General features: G+C 45.5%; 16 protein-coding genes. 13 read left to right on the forward strand and 3 right to left on the reverse strand.

Annotation, left to right across the window (positions count from 1 at the left end; genetic code table 11):
* Nucleotides 1-327 precede the first annotated feature (327 nt).
* The 3 genes from ACFPFU_RS23325 to ACFPFU_RS23335 are packed head-to-tail and all read left to right on the forward strand — an operon-like array spanning nt 328 to nt 2,803.
* Entirely contained in the window at nt 328-1,677 is a 1,350-nt protein-coding gene (locus tag ACFPFU_RS23325; RefSeq protein WP_377068716.1) for an APC family permease, read from the forward strand.
* Nucleotides 1,670-2,227 (forward strand): SAM-dependent methyltransferase, encoded by a 558-nt coding sequence (locus ACFPFU_RS23330; RefSeq protein WP_377068718.1) that lies wholly within the window; start codon nt 1,670-1,672, stop codon nt 2,225-2,227. Before ACFPFU_RS23325 ends, ACFPFU_RS23330 begins: the two co-directional genes overlap by 8 nt.
* A 51-nt stretch (nt 2,228-2,278) precedes the next feature.
* Nucleotides 2,279-2,803: an SAM-dependent methyltransferase gene (locus ACFPFU_RS23335; protein ID WP_377068720.1), complete on the forward strand. Its 525-nt coding sequence runs from the start codon at nt 2,279-2,281 to the stop codon at nt 2,801-2,803.
* A gap of 73 nt (nt 2,804-2,876) precedes the next feature.
* Here ACFPFU_RS23335 and ACFPFU_RS23340 read toward each other — a convergent pair whose 3' ends face one another.
* On the reverse strand, nt 2,877-3,215 hold the full coding sequence (locus ACFPFU_RS23340) for an avidin-fold protein (protein ID WP_377068722.1): 339 nt from the start codon (nt 3,213-3,215) through the stop codon (nt 2,877-2,879).
* Nucleotides 3,216-3,336: 121 nt separating this feature from the next.
* Here ACFPFU_RS23340 and ACFPFU_RS23345 point away from each other — a divergent pair, with 121 nt between their 5' ends.
* From ACFPFU_RS23345 to ACFPFU_RS23365, 5 genes are all read left to right on the forward strand, one after another.
* Nucleotides 3,337-3,948, forward strand: a complete 612-nt coding sequence (locus ACFPFU_RS23345; RefSeq protein ID WP_377068724.1) for an RNA polymerase sigma factor — start codon at nt 3,337-3,339, stop codon at nt 3,946-3,948.
* A gap of 65 nt (nt 3,949-4,013) precedes the next feature.
* On the forward strand, nt 4,014-5,009 hold the full coding sequence (locus ACFPFU_RS23350) for a FecR domain-containing protein (protein WP_377068726.1): 996 nt from the start codon (nt 4,014-4,016) through the stop codon (nt 5,007-5,009).
* Nucleotides 5,010-5,128: 119 nt separating this feature from the next.
* On the forward strand, nt 5,129-8,509 hold the full coding sequence (locus ACFPFU_RS23355; protein WP_377068728.1) for a SusC/RagA family TonB-linked outer membrane protein: 3,381 nt from the start codon (nt 5,129-5,131) through the stop codon (nt 8,507-8,509).
* Between the two features lie 18 nt (nt 8,510-8,527).
* Nucleotides 8,528-10,171 carry a RagB/SusD family nutrient uptake outer membrane protein gene (locus tag ACFPFU_RS23360; RefSeq protein ID WP_377068730.1) on the forward strand — a complete coding sequence of 548 codons (1,644 nt, stop codon included), beginning with the start codon at nt 8,528-8,530 and terminating at the stop codon, nt 10,169-10,171.
* 136 nt (nt 10,172-10,307) lie between these two features.
* Nucleotides 10,308-11,147: an endonuclease/exonuclease/phosphatase family protein gene (locus ACFPFU_RS23365; RefSeq protein WP_377068732.1), complete on the forward strand. Its 840-nt coding sequence runs from the start codon at nt 10,308-10,310 to the stop codon at nt 11,145-11,147.
* A 117-nt stretch (nt 11,148-11,264) separates the two neighbouring features.
* On the opposite strand, the gene ACFPFU_RS23370 is transcribed toward ACFPFU_RS23365, so the two are convergent.
* Nucleotides 11,265-12,455: an ATP-binding protein gene (locus ACFPFU_RS23370; RefSeq protein ID WP_377068734.1), complete on the reverse strand. Its 1,191-nt coding sequence runs from the start codon at nt 12,453-12,455 to the stop codon at nt 11,265-11,267.
* Nucleotides 12,456-13,013: 558 nt separating this feature from the next.
* Here ACFPFU_RS23370 and ACFPFU_RS23375 point away from each other — a divergent pair.
* The 3 genes from ACFPFU_RS23375 to ACFPFU_RS23385 all read left to right on the forward strand — a co-directional run bounded on the left by ACFPFU_RS23375 (nt 13,014) and on the right by ACFPFU_RS23385 (nt 17,474).
* Nucleotides 13,014-13,973 carry a glycoside hydrolase family 43 protein gene (locus ACFPFU_RS23375; RefSeq protein WP_377068748.1) on the forward strand — a complete coding sequence of 320 codons (960 nt, stop codon included), beginning with the start codon at nt 13,014-13,016 and terminating at the stop codon, nt 13,971-13,973.
* Between the two features lie 1,112 nt (nt 13,974-15,085).
* Nucleotides 15,086-16,408 carry a cytochrome ubiquinol oxidase subunit I gene (locus ACFPFU_RS23380; RefSeq protein WP_377068736.1) on the forward strand — a complete coding sequence of 441 codons (1,323 nt, stop codon included), beginning with the start codon at nt 15,086-15,088 and terminating at the stop codon, nt 16,406-16,408.
* A gap of 4 nt (nt 16,409-16,412) precedes the next feature.
* Nucleotides 16,413-17,474, forward strand: coding sequence for a cytochrome d ubiquinol oxidase subunit II (locus ACFPFU_RS23385; protein ID WP_377068738.1), 1,062 nt, complete (start codon nt 16,413-16,415; stop codon nt 17,472-17,474).
* 6 nt (nt 17,475-17,480) lie between these two features.
* Here ACFPFU_RS23385 and ACFPFU_RS23390 read toward each other — a convergent pair whose 3' ends face one another.
* Nucleotides 17,481-17,663 carry a hypothetical protein gene (locus ACFPFU_RS23390; protein ID WP_377068740.1) on the reverse strand — a complete coding sequence of 61 codons (183 nt, stop codon included), beginning with the start codon at nt 17,661-17,663 and terminating at the stop codon, nt 17,481-17,483.
* Nucleotides 17,664-18,197: 534 nt separating this feature from the next.
* Between ACFPFU_RS23390 and ACFPFU_RS23395 the strand changes: the two genes are divergently transcribed.
* Both ACFPFU_RS23395 and ACFPFU_RS23400 read left to right on the forward strand, forming a co-directional pair.
* On the forward strand, nt 18,198-18,593 hold the full coding sequence (locus ACFPFU_RS23395; protein WP_377068742.1) for a tyrosine-type recombinase/integrase: 396 nt from the start codon (nt 18,198-18,200) through the stop codon (nt 18,591-18,593).
* Between the two features lie 46 nt (nt 18,594-18,639).
* Entirely contained in the window at nt 18,640-19,140 is a 501-nt protein-coding gene (locus ACFPFU_RS23400; RefSeq protein ID WP_377068744.1) for a DUF4328 domain-containing protein, read from the forward strand.
* Nucleotides 19,141-19,205: the final 65 nt, after the last annotated feature.

Here is a 19,205-nt window from a genome sequence, read left to right on the forward strand (position 1 = left end):
AGACATTTTTCGGCTTTCTTAACATTTAAAGAAAGACAATAAACTTTTGTTTAGCATCAAAGCAGGTAATTTTTTTTGATTTACTACCGGCCTAATTGTCAGCGGTGTGCTTAGGTTCATGATGAAGATGGCCTTTCCCAATATCCTGCTCTTTGTAAAAAATATTCTCCGTATAAAAAAGAATTTTTAATAAAAACCTGATTTTTTATAACTAATTATTGATCAGCACGTTTACTAAAAGCATGTGTTGAGTCGTGAGGAGAGCCTGATTTTTAGAAAGAATGATTTAAATTTATGCTTCTGACCTAGCCAACTCCCAATTAGCCCATGACCACTGTCAAAAAAAATGTAGCGGAGAGAACCCATACGCCCAAGCCCAATCTTCAAGCCATAGACGTGATAGCGCTGATAGTGGGCATTGTAATCGGTGCCGGTATTTTCAGGATCCCTTCGCTGGTAGCGGCCAATTCAGCCAGTGGTTTTCATTTTATCCTTTACTGGATAATGGGAGGAGCGGTTTCTCTTATCGGCGCATTGTGCTATGCGGAATTGGCCACCACTTTTCCCAACACAGGGGGTGATTATTATTTTATCCTGAGGGCTTTCGGACGGCGGTTGGCTTTTTTATTTGCATGGGCAAGAATCAGCATTATCCAGACCGGATCCGTAGCGTTACTGGCTTTTATTTTTGGCGACTATGCCAGTCAGGTATTTTCGCTGGGTGATTACAGTTCCGTTATCTACGCGGCTTTTACTGTCCTGGTACTGACAGGTATCAATATTCTCGGGGTCAAAGCGGGGGCCTACACCCAAAAAATACTGACTTCTCTGGAAGTTTTGGGCATATTGGTGGTGGTGTTGGCCGGTTTCTTCTTTGCTCCCTCGTCATCTATTGAGGTGGCGGATGCCGCGCCGGGCGGAGGCGGATCCACGGGGCTTGCCATGGTATTCGTATTGTTGACTTTTGGCGGTTGGAATGAAGCTGCCTATGTTTCAGCGGAACTGCGTTCAGGGAGAAAACTCATAGCCTCGTCCCTCATTATCAGTATTGTGATTATCACGGTAATTTATTTGATCATTAATTTGGCCTATCTAAGAGGGTTGGGCATGCAGGGGATGGCTTCATCTGATGCCATTGCCGGTGACCTGATGAGATTGAGTTTTGGGGAAGGGGGGATGGTGCTGATTTCCATATTGGTGGCTATCGCCGCACTCACTTCGGCCAATGCGACCATCTTTACGGGAGCACGTTCCAATTATGCGCTGGGAAGGGATTTTGCTATTTTCTCCATTTTGGGAAAATGGAAGTCCCCCTCTTTGGGTCCTGTCAACAGCCTGCTTGCACAGGGTTTGATCGCCCTGCTCTTGGTGAGTTTGGGTTTGTTTTCCAGAGATGGTTTTGAGACCATGGTGGAATATACAGCTCCGGTTTTTTGGTTCTTTTTTCTTTTGGTGGGTCTGGCCCTTTTCAGGCTGCGTAAAATAGCACCGGCGGCAGAGCGGCCTTTTCGCGTACCTTTGTATCCTTTTTTGCCCGTGTTGTTCTGTTTAACCTGTCTTTATTTGTTATATTCCAGTATAGTTTATACCGGATGGGGGGCCATGGTAGGTATAGGGGTCCTTTTGGTCGGTGTGATGATACTTTATTTCAATAAAAAAGGGATTGACCGTGAATAACGAAAAGTATACATATTTATCGCTCTGGATATTTCTGGTATTTTGTACACCGCTCAAGGCCCAGGAAGACAGGCCCTCTTTTGTATTGGATGTGCCTTATGTGGCCACTCCGGAAAACATCGTGGATGAGATGCTGGACATGGCCGGTGTCAGCGCAAAGGATGTGCTATATGACTTGGGGTCCGGAGATGGGCGTATCCCTATCAGAGCGGCCATAACGGTAGGTGCCAGAGGAATAGGAATTGATCTGAATCCGGAAAGGGTGAGAGAAGCCATTAAGAATGCCAAAGAAGCCGAGGTCACAGACAAAGTAAGCTTTTATGAGGGGGATGTATTTGAAGTGGATTTCAGCGAGGCGAGTGTGCTCACCCTGTACCTGTTTCCGGAGGTAAATCTCAAGCTCCGCCCGCGTATACAAAAGATGGCACCGGGAACAAAGATTGTCTCTCATAATTACGACATGGGTGACTGGGAGCCGGACCTCACCAAAGAAATTATGGGACCGGACGGTAGAAAACATGTCCTATATTTGTGGAAAATACCGGATTAAAAGTGAATGAATTTTAAATTTTATATGCTAACCAATTAACCTTAACAATCAATGAAAACCATTAAAATTTTATGTGGGACGCTGCTGATAGTCTTTGGTGTCTCCTTTGGGTCCATGGCCCAAGATGTCCATTATGTTCCCACCAAACAATCCGTAGTGGAAGCCATGCTGGAAATGGCTAAAGTGAACGGGGATGATGTGGTCTATGACCTGGGCTGTGGGGATGGCAGAATTGTCGTCACCGCCGCCAAGAAATACGGAGCTACCGGCAGGGGGATCGACATTGACCCCGAGCGCATCCGTGAAGCCAATAAGAATGCAGAGCAGGCAGGTGTCACGGACAAGGTGAAGTTTATCGAAGCCAACCTGTTTTCATCTGATATCAGCGAAGCTTCAGTGGTGACGCTTTATCTTTTAAATTCCCTTAATCTAAAATTGAGGCCTATTTTGTTAGAGCAACTTAAACCAGGTACCAGGGTGGTTTCACATGCCTTTGATATGGGGGATTGGGAACCCGAGGAAACCCGGCGGGTGGATGGTGCTACCATTTATCTGTGGACCGTTCCAGAGAAATAAGACTTAACTCGAAGGAGGCTGGCTTGAAAAGGTCAGCCTCCTTGTTTTTTTCCCATTAATGCTTTCCACGTGCCTAAAGTTCCTCCAGGATTGAAGTCCCTGCCGTCCCCTCCCCGGAAGTCCACTGCCAGTTTTCAGTGAGCTTTATTTTGCCGTTATCCTGTATTTCGGGAACAGAGGTACATCTTCCTGTTTTGATATGGTCATTAACATCAATCTGATGATAACTCATATTGATCCTGCCGTTGGCCTCTACCGTACCCAACAAATGTCCCTTTTTTATGTTTCCCCCGCTGTAATCCGAATAGACGATATTGTCCTTTTGGTAATAGTGAAAGGTGAAATCATGGTCGAGTTGGCCATTTACAGAATTGTGGACTATTCTGAATTTCCTGTTATTATAATTGATCATAGTGAAAAGATGGTGGGTTTGATTCATTGGCAATTATAGTTCTACGTAGAAAAAAATTTTATTTTTTCCATAAATCGTATTGTTTATATATTTTTAACCTCGTTTTGATTTAAATCATTGTTTGCGGAATTTTAATGATTTCTTAACCGGAAAGCAAAAGGATGCCAAAGATGTCAGGTTACCTTTGGTGAAAATAAACAATATGGAGGACAAAAAGGCATTGGAGTTATTAAAGAAGGATAAGGAAAAAGGCTTGGAGTTCCTCTTTCAAAAATATTATGATCCCCTTTGCCGGTTTGTGTTCTTACACTATCCGTCCCGTCAGGCCGCGGAGGAAATTGTGTCGGATTTTTTTGTCAAGTTGTGGAAGAAAAGACATAGTCTTTTGATTCAAATTTCCGTTAAGGCGTATTTTTATCGAAGTATCCGAAATGCCACCCTGAATTATATCCGCGATCATAAAAACCTGAAAGCAGACATGGAGGATTACAAAGAAATTTTAATCAGTACTGAGCTGAGCCCACAGGAGCAGATGGAGTTTAGGGAATTTCAGGAGCGTATGGACGAGTATACCCATGGGCTGCCCGAGAGGAGAAAAATCATATTGGAGTTAAGACTTCATGCAGGTTTTTCCAATCAGCAAATCGCCGATGCCCTCAACATCTCCCCCAATACCGTAAAAAACCAACTAGGCGCTGCCATCAAGGGTTTAAAAGATAAACTGAAAATTTGATTTTTTTTAATTGCGGATAGTACCGGGAGGGATTTTATGTGTCATCAACAGGTAAACACATAAAAATGGATCAGGATTTTGTAGCTTATTTCAACAAATATCTCCTTGATGAGCTAAAGGATGAAGAAATCACCCGGTTCCGTCTGAGACTGGAAGAGGACCCTGAATTCAGAAAAGCGTTTGAAAGCTATAAAAGGGAATTGTATCCAAGCCAGGCTTATCCGTCTTTTGATAAGGAGCAATCCTGGGAAAAAATAAAGGGGCAGGTTCATCAGGGATTGGCGATGGAATCCGGCTCAAAAAGGCCGTTGATAGGTTTCTTCAGGATCGCAGCCACTTTTTTGTTGGTCACGGTGGCTGCCATCTTACTTAAAAACACTTTTTATTCTAAGATGACCGATCATCCAGTTTCCATGATCACCAAGACCACCGCTTTTGGACAGAAATCCACCATTGTCCTACCGGACGAAACCACAGTGAGGCTCAATTCGGGAAGCACGATTGTTTATCCGGAATATTTTGACGAAAAGACCCGGCGGGTGGAAATTACCGGTGAAGCATTCTTCGACGTCATCCCGGATCATGGACGCCCCTTTCAAGTGATCAGTGGAACTATCAAAACCTCTGTGGTAGGGACTTCTTTTAATATCAAATACCGACCGGATGAAAACCAGCAGGTAGTCAGTGTAAAGTCAGGGGAGGTTGCTGTGGAATTGGTTGAAGAGAATGAGTCGCCGGTTAGTCTGGTGGCAGGGCAGCAGGTCAGTTGGGACCGTGTAAATGAAGCTTGGCATTTAGCAAATGTTGATCCTGAAACCATTGCCTTTTGGACAGAAGGTTATCTCTTTTTTGAAGATGTCGCATTCAATGAGTTGCTTGTGGAGCTGGAAAAATGGTTCGGCGTAAGCTTTGAGTGGCGTCCGGAAGATTTTGACGGCTGTCAAATTACCCTAAAGCAAAAAGGAGAGTCTTTAAAGAACATTCTTGAAATACTAAAATATTCCATAAACCTAAACTATCGCTATAAGGAAAACATCATTATGATCTCCGGCCATTGTTGAAAAAATGCAGAAGTGTGGCGGCACTTCTGCATGGATTCACGAAACCCCTTGCATCACCGGTTTTTCAATCGGCCGGGCTTTCTATTGTCTAATTATTCTTAAACAACTTCTACAAAAGTATGCAAACTAGTTTACTAAAAAAAGTAAGTCATTGGCTTATGAGACTATGCTACAGTGTAATGCTCTTATGTTTTGCTTCAGGCATGATGATGGCCGAACCGGCCACCGGCCAAAACATGAAAGAAGCAAGGGTCTCTCTTCAGGTGAAAAACAGTAGTCTGAAGACCGTTATCAAAGAACTCGAGGATCAAACGGGGTTCATGTTTACTTATAAAAACGACATCAGGCCAGGAAAAATCAGGTTGAATATCGATGCCCCGGATAATGACCTGGAGGAAGTATTGGAAATGATTTCCAAAGGCAGTTCGCTTAAATTTCTTCAAATCAACAATATGATCGCCGTCAGGATGAAAAACCAAAAACCGGTTTTGGATGAAAACCTTCTGGAGAGATATGGCGGGGTGGTATATGATAGAGAGACCAACGAATCGCTGCCCGGCGTGACGGTTTTGGTCAAAGGCACCTCCTCGGGAACCATTACCGATGAGAACGGGAATTTTTCACTGGAAGCCGAGCCTGGGCAGACACTGGTATTCAGTTCGATAGGTTTTGCTGAGCAGGAAGTGGTTTTGGGAAATACCACTGCGCTTTCCATTTATTTGTTGACTGATGCAAGGGAATTGGATGAATTTGTGGTCGTCGGGTTTGGTGAGCAAAAGAAGGTTAACCTCACGGGAGCGGTGGAAATGGTGACTTCCGAGGACCTGGAAAACCGGCCGGTGACTTCCATAGCCAACCTGATGCAGGGCATGATGCCCGGGGTCACCGTCCAAAGCCATTCCGGCATGCCGGGACAAACACCGGGGTCGGTAAGGATCCGGGGGCTAAGTACCATCAACAATCAAAACCCTCTGGTGATCATCGATGGGATAGAAGGAGACATGAACATCCTCAATCCCGATGATATTGAGAGCATTTCGGTATTGAAAGACGCGGCATCGGCTTCAATATACGGCTCCAGAGGCGCCAATGGGGTCATCCTTATCACCACCAAATCAGGTAAAAGGGCCGAATCTCCCAGTATCAGCATTAATTCCTATTATGGCGTCCAACAGCCCACAGCCATGCCCCGGTTCCTCGGGTCGGTGGATTACATGCATCTCCAGAATGAGGCCATGCGCAACAGCGGACGGTCTGATACTTATACAGAGGAGGACATTCAGCGGGTAATTGATGGCACCGATCCTAATTTTTCTGCCAATACCAATTGGATAGATGCCATATTCAAGGATTATGCCCCACAACAAAGCCACATGGTTTCGATAACCGGAGGGGGGGATAACCTTGGCTATCTCCTTTCTTACGGTTACCTGGATCAGGAAGGGCTGGTAGTAGGTGATGCCTTCAGTGCCAAACGGAACAACATCCGGCTTAAGTTAAATACCACGTTTTTGGATGTGGTGGATGTGGTTGCGAATATAGGCTACATTGATAGGAACACGGTAGAACCCCAATGGAGCACCTCTGCCACAGGCGGGGTAATACAAGGGGCTTTGCAAATCAGTCCTTTGGTACCCGTGAGGTACACCAACGGAGAATGGGGCTATGGAGGGGGCGCCAATAACCCTGTGGCCATAGCTACCGACGGGGGCAGCAACATCCTGACGTCACAGGAATTCACCGGAAATTTTACCGGTAACATCAAGCTGCACAAAAACCTCAATGTGAAGGGGCAATACGGCATGGTGATGACCAATTCCAAGCGAAGCATATTCGTAAAAAGGGTGGAACACCGGCATCCGGATACAGATGCCTTCTTATGGGCGAACGTGGAGGAAAATTCCATGAGCATGAGAGACCATGTGACACGGTACCAGAATGTGTTGGCCCAAATGGACTATTCCAACCAATGGGGAGACCATAGCCTCCGGGGCTTGTTGGCTTTTCAGCAGGAATGGCAGGAATATGAAACCCATATCGGTGGCAGAAGGGATTTCATCAACATCGATATTCCCGCCCTCAACCTGGGTACCAACCCCCTTCAGACAAGCGGCGGGGATGCCTACCACTGGGCTCTGAGGTCCGGTATAGCAAGGATTAACTATGATTATAAAGGAAAATACCTTCTGGAAATCAATAGCCGGTATGATGGCTCTTCCCGGTTTGCAAAAGACAACAGGTTCGGATTTTTTCCTTCTGCATCCGCGGGTTGGAGGTTTACCGACGAGGATTTTTTACAAGGCATACAACAGGTGATCTACGACGGTAAATTCAGAGCCTCTTACGGGGGATTGGGGAATCAATTTCTGAGAAGCTCCATGCCCGCTTATTCTCAGTACTACGCCTATGTACCGGTACTCAACAGCGTCGGCACCATGCCCATCGGGAACGACCGCACAGCGGGGTTTGCGCAGACCGTGTCCTCCAGCCCCAACCTTTCCTGGGAAACCGTCCAGATGTTGAACCTGGGTTTGGACCTTTATTTTCTGGAAGGAAAATTGTCCGTAACGGCCGATTGGTTCAACAAGCAAACGAAAGACATCATTCTGAGAGTCCCCCAGCCTTCCGTACTGGGAATCACAGAAAGTGACATCAATGCCGGGGCAGTTGAAAATAAGGGTTGGGAGCTGAACGTCAATTGGAGTGACCAGATAAGGGATTTTACTTACCGGCTAAATGCGCAGGTTTCCGATGTGAAAAACAAAGTACTGAGTATGGGAGACACGCCACCGGCTTTTGGCACGCAGGTAAATATAGTGGGCTACCCGATCGGCTCATTTTATGGGCTGGTGGCCAACAGACTGGCACAGCCTTCGGATTTTGATGAGGCCGGAAATCCCACAATTCCTGTCTTTGACAGTGAGAGAAACCGGTATGCCCCCGGCGACCTGGTCTATGAAGACCTTAACGGTGATGGCCGTGTCACGATGGAAGACGACAGGCAAGTCCTCGGTAATCCCTTTCCCAGGTATACTTATTCCTTCAGGGGAGACTTTACCTGGAAAGGTTTTGACCTGGCCATTTTCTTTCAAGGAGTGGGCAAAGCTGTGGGATATGTGTATGAAAATGCCAGACATGCATTTATGAACAACTCCATGTATCCCCAGGAGATACATTTGGACAGGTACACCCCGGATAATCCCGGAGCAAGCTATCCCAGGTTCAATTACGGTGAAACCTACAATATGCGGGTGTCTTCCTACTGGCTCGAAGATGCGTCCTACCTTAGGTTAAAAAATCTTCAAATAGGTTACACCCTTCCTCCAAGTCTGCTTCAGAAATACCGGATCAACAGGCTCCGGGTGTATTTTTCCGGAGACAATCTTCTCACCAGGACCAATTTTTTCTATGGTTACGATCCGGAATCCCCTCTTACCCGGGGTGGCTTTTATCCACAGGTCAAAACCTATGTAATGGGCGTGAATATCAATCTTAAGTAAACGTTAACCTGAATTGTCATGAAAATAAAATATATAGATAAAGTAATTTTGATGCTCCTGTGTGTTTGTGGCTGGGCTTGTAATGATGATTTTTTGGACCGTGAACCTTTGGATGCGATCACGGATGTGGGTTTTTGGCAAAACCAGCAGCAACTTGAGTTGGCGGTCAACGCCACCTATGCTTACCTGAAAGGCAAAAATATGGTGGATTTGGAAAACCTTGCGGACAATACCGTATGGCCTACGCTCACCCAGTATCAATTGATCGGATCCGGTAACTATAACAATGATTTATCTACCTTGAATACCGAGTGGTCTGATGCCTATGCGGGGATCAGAAGGTGCAATCACTTTCTGGAAAACTACGAAAGAGCCAGTATGACCAATGAGGAATTAAAAAGAAGGTATGCCGCCGAGGTGAGGTTTATGCGGGCTTACCTCTACAGCTATCTGACTTATTTTTATGGTGATGTCCAGTTCATTACCAATGCGCTGAATGTGGGCGATGAGGAATTGTATGGTGAGCGGCATTCCCGGATGGAAATCGTGAATTGGATCCTGGACGAATTGGAGGCTGCGGCTGCCGATCTGCCCACCTCCTATTCCAGTGCGGAATACGGAAGGATTACCAAGGGAGCGGCTTTGGGATGGAAATCCAATGTCGCCTTGTTTTACAATAGGTATGACGTGGCAGAGGAGTCCGCTAAGGCGGTGATGGATTTGGGGGTTTATGAATTGTATCCGGATTATTTTGAGCTGTTCCAGCCAGAAGGCCAGGCTTCGCAAAACCCAAGCAACAAGGAAACCATGCTTACGAGGATTTATACAACCGACATCAGCATGCATAACCTGAGCAGGGAAATACATGTGCCTGACCAACCATCCAGGTGGAATCCGACAAAATCCTTAATTGATGCTTATCTGTGCGTGGATGGCAGACCCATAGAACAATCGCCGTTATATGATGATACCAGCTATGAAGCTATCTTTGAAAACCGGGACCCCAGAATGGCGATGACCATTTTGTTGCCGGGAGACGAGTGGGGCGGCAGGGAAGACGGTAACCCCGACAATACCAACAATGACATCTTCACTGCACCCAAATTCAACAACGACAGACAGGGATCGGTAACGGTCACCGGTTATTACTTTAAAAAATATTGTGCGCTAAGCGCTGTTCCGACCTATAACAGGGACCAAAACGATATTATCCTGTTGCGATATGCCGAAATATTGCTCAATTACGCGGAAGCCAAACTGGCTCAAGGAACGTTGACGCAGGGAGATCTAGATATCACCATCAATAAAATCCGTGAACGGGTAGGCATGCACCCGATGGATATCCAAGAGATCCAAGCGTGGGGGTTGGATCTGGAAGAAGAGGTAAAAAGAGAGCGGAGAATAGAGCTCGTATTGGAGGGACAGCGGTATTTTGATATTTTAAGAAGAAAGGAAGGAGAAATCCTGGCGCAGGATATCAAAGGGGTGAAAAAGGACTTTATCATCCGTCAGCAGGATGTGGAGAGTGTGAGGACCGATGAGGAGGGTTATATCATCTTCCAGTCGGGAAGAACCTTTGAGGATCCGAAGCATTATCTGTGGCCGATTCCGTTGCAGCAGCGTGACAGAAATCCGAATCTTACCCAAAATCAGGGTTGGTAGGGAATCCATAGGCAGCCGGCAGATTTCCGGCTGCCTGTTTCCGGATAGGACGAACGTCTTTTAATAAAGTTTGTCTTTTTGATATACAAAAAAAAATTAAAATCAGTAGTTTAGGAATCTCATCCAACAAACAGACATGATAACATATACCGCGAAAATATTTTTGGGGATTTCTATCTTCTTTGGCACACTTTTCGGCTTGTGGGCTTGTGGAGCGGCCTCGGAAAGACCTGTTCAATCCCATGAAGAGACAGAAGGAGAAAAACATACCTTGAAAGTTTTGGCCTACAATATCCATCATGCCAATCCACCTTCCCGTCCCGGATTCATAGATATTCCTGCTATTGCAAGGGTGATCACTGAAAGCGGCGCGGAGCTGGTGGCGTTACAGGAGGTGGATGTTCATACCGAAAGATCCGGAAAAGACCTGCACCAGGCTAAGGCTTTGGCGGAGGAGACCGGCATGCATTATTATTTTTTCAAATCCATAGACCATCAGGGCGGCGAGTATGGAAACGCCATATTGTCCAAATACCCCATAGAAGAAAGCCAGGGCTATCCTTTGCCCTATGAAGAGGGTACGGAACCCCGCGCCGTGATTGTGGTGACGGTAAGCCTGCCGGGTGGGGAAAGGATCAAGTTTGCGAGTACGCATCTGGACTTCAGCAGTGATTCGAATGCTTTGATGCAGGCCCGTAAGATCACGGAAATTTTTGAAGACGAGCGGCTGCCGGTGATCATGGCAGGAGACTTTAATACCACACCCGGCAGTGAGACGATCAACCACCTTGATCAGCATTTCACCCGTACCTGCCGTGCAGATTGTCCTCCCACCATCCCGGTAGTGAATCCGCGCAGGACCATCGATTTTATTATGTTTTCTCCCCAGGATTATTTTCAGGTAAAAACCCATCACACCATAGAGGAAACCTACGCCTCAGATCACCTGCCGGTGTATGCGGAGCTGGAGAGGTAATTGACAAGCTGCTGCTTGATTTATTATCCGGTGAAGAGGGTAGTGGTGAATAAGGAGCAGGGATTTGTTGTTCACAATTTGTGTATCCCTGAAATGAGATACCCTTGAACAGCTTTGCTAATACAAAAAGCCAAAAAGCCACAGGGGAATCTTGTGGGCATGTCCTATTTCAATTCCATCTGCCGCGACAAAGGCATTTTCGAGGTGCTTGATTTGTTTTTGAGTCTTTTTGCTGCCTCCGATTTCAAACGTATAACCGTCTATGAAAAAATCGCCTTCTTTGGTGTAATGCAACGGTGAAACAGTCCCGACCTGATTGATAAAAAAACTTTCTCTGACATTTCCAATGTTGCTATTTTCCCTGGCCAGGGCATATTGAAGGTTTGGATGGTGCAAATAGACCTTTTCAGGTTTTTGTAAGCTACCTATACCTTTTGTATCGGCATATAGACTTTTTATGATGCGGAGTGCTTCCAGATGCCTTAGGAAATGAACAAGACTGTTGCGGCTTATACCAATGCGTTCACTGAGTTTGCTGATGTTCGGTTTAAAGGGCACCGATTCAGCTATAATGTGTAATAACAAACGGATTTTTTCCACACTGGCATAACTGATATCCTGAGAGGAAGGCAGGTCTATGCTCAAGGCAAGAGATATGGTTTCTGAAAGTTTTTGCCAGTATAGCTTCGGAGAATCCACAAAATAAGGATAATAGCCATAACGCAGGTAATCGGTAAAATGCTCCAAAGGATGTAATCGCCCCGTTATTTCCATTGCTATAGTGGTGTGCGAAGCTAACAGGTCTCCAAAAGATATGGCGTTGAACTCGTCTTTCCTTGTAAAACTAAGATATTCTCTAAAAGAAAGTCCCATGAGTTCGTACATAACCGCCCTGCGGCTCAAATCACCCGTAGCTTGGTCAAGGTGCATCATCGAAGATCCGGTAAAAACAACCTTCAGGTCGGGTTGGTCGTCATATATGTTTTTGATTTCCTGTGACCAGTTGGAATAACGGTGTACCTCGTCCAACAATAGAAATTTTCCTCCTTGCTTTACAAAAGTGTCTGCCAAATCCACCAGATTATTGGCTGTAAAGTACAGGTCGTCCAGGCTTACGTAGAGGGTTTGTTTGCCCACGGGCAAATGCTCCTTTGCATATTGAAGCAATAGCGTTGTTTTTCCTGCACCGCGGGCACCCTTTATACCGATCAGGCGACTGTTCCAGTCTATTTGCCTAATCAGGTATCTTCTAAATTGCGTGGGTACCCGTGAAAACTTTTGATATGATTTCTCAAATAAATGCTCCATATATGTTTTTTGTATATAGCAAAAATAGTAAAAAATGTTAATTGAATAAAGCAGTATTAGCTTGAAAACGTTTTTTCCATTTAATAGTTTGTCTCCTTAACTGAATCATAGACGAAGATCTACTGACTTCTCGTATTGGTTTTACAATGATCAAGGGAGCCTAGTGACAGAATGCTGTTTTAGTGGAGGCCAAAGACGGGCATGGTCGTAAGAAAAAGGTGAAGGGGACGGGAGCACTCAAAGCCCCCGCTCCCTTTTTTTCATTCACGCGGTATTCGGGGAGCATTGAATGGGAAAAGGTGAACAAATGGCAATTGACCATGTTTATACCGAAAGATCCGGAAAAGACCTGTACCAGGCCAAGGTTTTGGCAGAAGAGGTTGGGATGCATTGTTGTTTTTTTTCAAATCCATTCCGGCTTAAAATCCTTTACCCTGATGTAAAGTCTTTTTATGATTTCAATGGTTTTTTATAAAACCAAAAGGGTTTATATTGCCCCGGACATTGAATTGACACATTATATTAAAAATGAAGTTACTTTACTTTTGCGCTTTCACAATGATTGCTTCTTGTACAAGCCATACAGGAAAAGACGGTAAAAAAAAGGAAACCGGATTTTCAGGAAATCCGGTTTTTGAGGGCTGGTATGCTGATCCTGAGGCCATCGTATATGAGGATACTTATTGGATTTATCCGACTTACTCGGATGCTTTCGAAAAGCAGGTGTTTATGGATGCTTTTTCCTCACCGGATCTTGTCAACTGGACCAAGCATGAAAGGATAATCGATACCGCCGAGGTAAAATGGGCAAAAACGGCCATGTGGGCCCCGGGTGTCATCTCAAAATCAGGCCAATATTATCTGTTCTTTGCCGCCAATGATGTGCATGAGGGCGAAGTTGGGGGCATCGGCGTCGCCGTGGCGGACCGCCCGGAAGGGCCTTTCAAGGATCTGTTGGGCAAACCCCTGATCAATGAGATCGTGAACGGGGCACAGCCCATAGACCAGTACATTTTTAAGGACAAAGACGGCACCTTTTATATGTACTACGGCGGCTGGGGTCACTGTAACGTGGTGAAGTTGAGCGACGATTTTAAAGAACTTGTACCTTTTGATGATGGGGAAATCTACAAGGAGGTCACGCCCCGGGATTATGTGGAGGGACCTTTTATGTTTATCAAAGATGACCAGTATTATTTTATGTGGTCAGAAGGAGGATGGACCGGGCCGGATTACCGGGTGGCGTATGCGGTTTCGGACAGCCCCTTCGGCCCCTTTGAGCGGGAGGGTGTTATTTTGGAGCAGGACGATCAAATAGGCAGGGGAGCCGGGCACCATTCCGTATTGAAGATCCCTGGAGAAGAGGCATATTATATCGTCTACCACAGAAGGCCATTGGAGGAAACCCACCATAACCATAGGGTGACCTGTATAGATAAAATGGAGTTTGATGAAGAGGGTAAGATACTTCCCGTACAAATGACTTTTGAAGGCGTGCCCGGCAGGCCCCTTAGATAAGGGCCGGGACCGCATCATGGTCAGGGCATAAAGCGGATTTTTTCGCCTTCTCCTGCCGGCTTCTCCCGGCTGCCATGGATGGTTCCCGGAAAAGTACAAGGGTTTCTTGGATTTTAGCGAAAGACTAACGAATGTACGGGACATCATGGGGACATCACCGGGAGGTCTACGGGACACGGAAGTGCCGGGGACGGGTTGTCGCTTCCCACTATAACGGAAAGGTTCGTCATTTCGGGGAGGTTATCCCGGCCAACCGGGGAAGCAGTCCCTTCTTGTACACGTTTGTTAAAAAATGGAATGTTTAGTTCCTCCATATTCCGTTTGTTACTTTTTTGCTGCAGGTCAAAAAAGTAACCGACCTGCCCCGCCAGGACGGGGAAAACCCCGCCGCTACGCCGCGGCGCACACGTGTGCATCTTTTGCGCTAAAATTTAAGGCCACCCGCACACAGGCAAACTCCTCGGTTTTTTTGGATGAGATCACAACCAAATTTGCTGTGCCTGCTGCCAAAAAACCTCGTCTCCCGATAACTATCGGGGATGCCTGTGCCCTTGCCCCCGCTGCTTAAATTTCTTAACGCGCTAAATCTGCAAGGCGGGAAGGGCGTTTTTCCGAGCCGGGGAAAGCCGTCTTCGGTACTGGGAGAAGAAAATCCCGGCCAACCTTGGTAAACCGGGCGATATGGTATTGCTTCTTACGATGATGACTGCCCGTCATTGCGATCCGCCCGTGGCGGAGAAGCAATCCCTTAGGTATACGCTCATGTCAGGGGATCGCTTCGGTGCGGGTAACGTCTTCGTCAATTACACAGAAAAGTTGCCGCTTCTCGCGATGACGAAAAAATTTGTCACGATGAGGAGGTTATCCAGCCGGGGAAGCAGTCTCTTCCTCTACACGGTCCACAGGGGATTGCTTCGAAATCTCCATCAGGCTGCATTATCGGTTATCGGCTTTGTATAAGTGGTAGGAGCATCCGGGTATTTTTACCGCAGGCATGTTGCCTCCGGTAGGGAGGGAATAGCGGCCTTGGAATATTTTTTCTGCGGGAACATGATCCGCAATAAAAATTCATTAATTTTAATAACAGAAATATCCGTTTAATGCCTCAGACTATGGATGATTTTTTTGCAGCCAGATCACAGATGGCCCTTTCCCTGGGATTTCATATTATTTTTGCCTGTATTGGCATGATTATGCCTTTTTTCATGGCCTTTTCCCACTACAAATACCTGAAAAGCCAAAAGGAACATTATCGAAAACTCACGGTTGCCTGGAGCAAAGGAGTGGCGATCTTCTTCGTCACAGGAGCTGTGTCCGGAACCATGCTTTCTTTTGAACTGGGACTACTTTGGCCTCAATTCATGCTCCATGCTGGGCCTATTTTCGGAATGCCTTTTTCTTTGGAGGGCACGGCTTTTTTCATTGAAGCGATTGCTATTGGCTTTTTCCTATATGGATGGGGAAAATTCAATCCCTGGTTCCATTGGTGGACAGGGGTAGTAGTGGGCGTCAGCGGGTTATTATCTGGTATATTGGTCGTGGCTGCAAATGGGTGGATGAATTCTCCCTCTGGGTTTGATTACATAGATGGGGAATTTTTAAATGTTGACCCTATAGCCGCTATGTTCAATGATGCCTGGTTTACACAATCCTTGCACATGACGCTGGCAGCATTTGTGGCTACGGGATTTGCTGTGGCTGGAATCCATGCTTTATTGCTGTTAAAAGGCAAAAACCAGGAACTGCATTGGACAGCGGTAAAAATAGCATTGGCATTTGGTGCAATCGCTGCCATTCTTCAGCCTGTAAGCGGAGACATTTCAGCCAAGGATGTGGCTACCCGGCAACCGGCAAAATTGGCTGCCATGGAAGCTCATTTCCACACGGAGAAAGCTGCACCATTGGTCATCGGCGGATGGCCGAACGAAAAAAAACAAACCGTCTCTTATGCCATCAGGATTCCTGGTGGACTAAGCTTTCTGGCTCATGGGGACACAAATGCTGAAGTGACCGGTCTGGATCAATTCCCCGAGGAGAACCGTCCTCCTGTCTTGATTACACATATTGCATTTCAGTTAATGGTGGGAATAGGCATGCTTTTATTGGTGGTAGGGATTATTGGGATTTTCGGTTTGTGGAAAAAGAAAGCCTATCTTCAAAGCAAGTGGTTTTTGACCCTTCTGGTGATGATGACCCCTTTAGGATTTGTTGCCGTAGAAGCAGGCTGGGTGGTCACGGAGGTTGGGAGGCAGCCCTGGATCATTTATGAAGTTATGAAGACCAGGGACGGGTTAACACCTATGCGTGGCATCGTTTATTCTTTTTGGGTTTATGCTTTTGTTTATTTGTCTCTATGTGCTATTGTCACGGTTTTGTTGATCCGGCAGGTCCGTCAATTGGATAAAAAAGAGCACAATTTGCCCACTTATCCCTGATCCCATGACTTATGTAGTTATCGCCTTTTTATATGTTTCCCTGTTGTTTTACATCCTCTTTGGAGGGGCGGATTTCGGTGCGGGAATAATTGAACTCTTCAGCCCTAAAAGCTTTAAAGAAAAAAGCCGGCTTTTAACTTATAGGGCTATTGGTCCCATCTGGGAAGCCAACCATATGTGGCTGATTATTGCCATTGTCATCCTTTTTGTAGGTTTTCCTGAAATTTATTCCACACTGTCGATCTATCTCCACATCCCACTTTCTCTCATGCTCCTGGGGATTATCGCCCGGGGAACTGCTTTTATATTCAGACATTACGACCCTGAATCCGACAATCTGCAAAGGCTTTATAATGCCATTTATATCTATTCCTCTTTTTTGACTCCCCTATTTTTGGGAATCATTGCGGGGACGGTGATTTCAGGAAACATAGACCCTGAAGCAGAAGGGTTTCTGGACGGCTATATCCGGCCGTGGTTATCGTATTTTCCATTGAGTGTCGGGTTGTTTACAGTGGGTATTGCAGGGTTTTTAGCCTGTGTCTACCTGATCGGAGAAGCAGAGAATGAGCTGGACAGGAAATACTTCCGGCAAACCGCCATATACTTCAATTTCTCTACCGTATTGGCAGGAGCTTTGGTTTTTGTAGCTTCTGAATGGGAAGGGATGAGGTTATTGGAAACTTTTCTTCAACATCCCTTAAGTATCCTTTCTCTGGTTTTGGCCACGATCTCGTTGCCGGTATTATGGTTTATGATCCGGAAAAAGCATGATGTCTTTGCCCGGGTGGTGGCGGGGTTTCAGGTGACCATGATTCTTTTTGCCTTATTTTATGCGTATTTTCCTGCATTTGTCATCATGAAAGGCCAAACCTTTTCTTTGGACGCCCATACAGCAGGGGATTCCACGCTAACTGCGCTTGGCATCGCTTTATTGGCGGGCAGTATTTTGATTCTTCCGGCATTATTTTATCTTATTTATAGTTTCCAGAAAAAACGTTTCGACACTGCTTCCGACATTGTGGATTCAGTAGCCAAGGATCCCGATTTACCCAAAGATTTTTAATTACCCCTACTGGTTGAAGATTGTATCGGTCATCCACCTATCCCAGGCATTTGCAATGCCGGTTTTTAGTGCTGCTTGGCTCCTCCCCATTTCGTTTGTTACTTTTTGCTGCAGGTCAAAAAGTAACCTACCTGCCCCGTCAGCACGGACAACGTCTTTGTCAATTATACCGATAGGTTTCCGCTTCATGCGATGACGGGAAAATTCGTCACTGCGAAATAGGAAATTTTAGTCTCTTGCTTTAAGTGGTCATCAAAGGGTTTCTTTGGCGCCCATGTTTATCAAAAATTTCACCCTTGATCAATGGCAAAAAAAATAGGCAGCAGGGGATTTTTAGATGGGCGGTACCGGTAGGTTTATCTTTTTTGTATGGTTATTTAAATATATAATAATGATTTTTAATGCCTTATGCAGAAAAAATACCGTGAACAGGGGATTTTTAAATTGAAAAATGTTTTTTAGTTTTAGTGGGTATAAGGTGGGGCTTGGGGATTTTGAGAGGCCGGTTGTAGACTGTTTTTGGATAAAGGGTTTGTGGCCATGCTTGAGCAGCGTTTGAATTGCTTGGGTCATTTATTTGACGGGATTTTCATAAGCGGGAAAACAGGCCATGCATTTCCTGCTCCCGGATCCCGTCTGATGTGTTAATGATTATCCGGTTCGTTGTAGTCAGCAGTCTGGTTATCGGGACTTGCGGGTGCGGAGTCATGGTGGAAATTATGAATGCTGTTTTTAATAGAATCATATTTCCGGCACGGTTTATCGCTGCCCAGCTACTGGCTGTTTGAAAGACAGGACGGTGGCCAATATTCGGCCACCAGCATACAGGCCGTATTCCGGAGGGCGGTGGAAAAGAGCAATTCCAACCCCTGGGCAACGGTACATACACTTAGGCACTCGTTTGCGACGCATTTACTACAGCAGGGGACAAACCTGCGGTATGTGCAGACACTGTTGGGTCATGAAAGCAGTAAGACCACGGAAATCTATACGCATGTTCTTTCCATATCGAACAAAAATATCGAGAGTCCACTGGATTCGATCGACGAAATCCTTAATTTGGTACCTGAACCCCCCGATACCCCTGTGGACAAAGAAGATATAGACGCAATAGCGTAAAAGGGGAGTTGGGTATATACAAGTGTTACCACCAAATTTGAAACAAATGAACGAAACCGAAATCAATCAACAAGAAGAAAAGAAAATTGAAATTAAAGACAATTCCAAAAGAGCAAAAACTCTATTGACTGTATTTTGGGTTCTGACTGGACTAACATTAATTGGTCTATTGTCAGGCTATAATGAACTGCAAATACTAAAAAATGCTCAAATTGGGGAATACGTTTCCGAAGAAGAAGCAAATATAAGTGATTTATTACAAGGAATAATTGGACTTGTTCAATTCGGACTTTATATAGGTTCGGTTGTTGTCTTTTTGAACTGGTTCAGAAGAGCGTATGGAAACTTACATAGAGCTGGAATTACTTATATAAAACACAAAGAATCGATGGCGGTTTGGACTTGGTTTATTCCTATTGTTTGGTTTTATAGACCTGTGCAGATAATGAATGAAATTTGGACAGAGACACAAGAGAAAATCAAAAGTATCCGTCCGATAAACCCCATATTTCATAGCTGGTGCAAACATCGTATAGTTGCATCATGAAAAAGATAAGCAACGACGAGTATTATAACCTGTTTTGCAGGTGGCGGGCTTCCGGTATAAGCAAA

Source organism: Negadavirga shengliensis, assembly GCF_042652345.1.
Classification (GTDB): Bacteria; Bacteroidota; Bacteroidia; order Cytophagales; family Cyclobacteriaceae; genus Negadavirga; species Negadavirga shengliensis.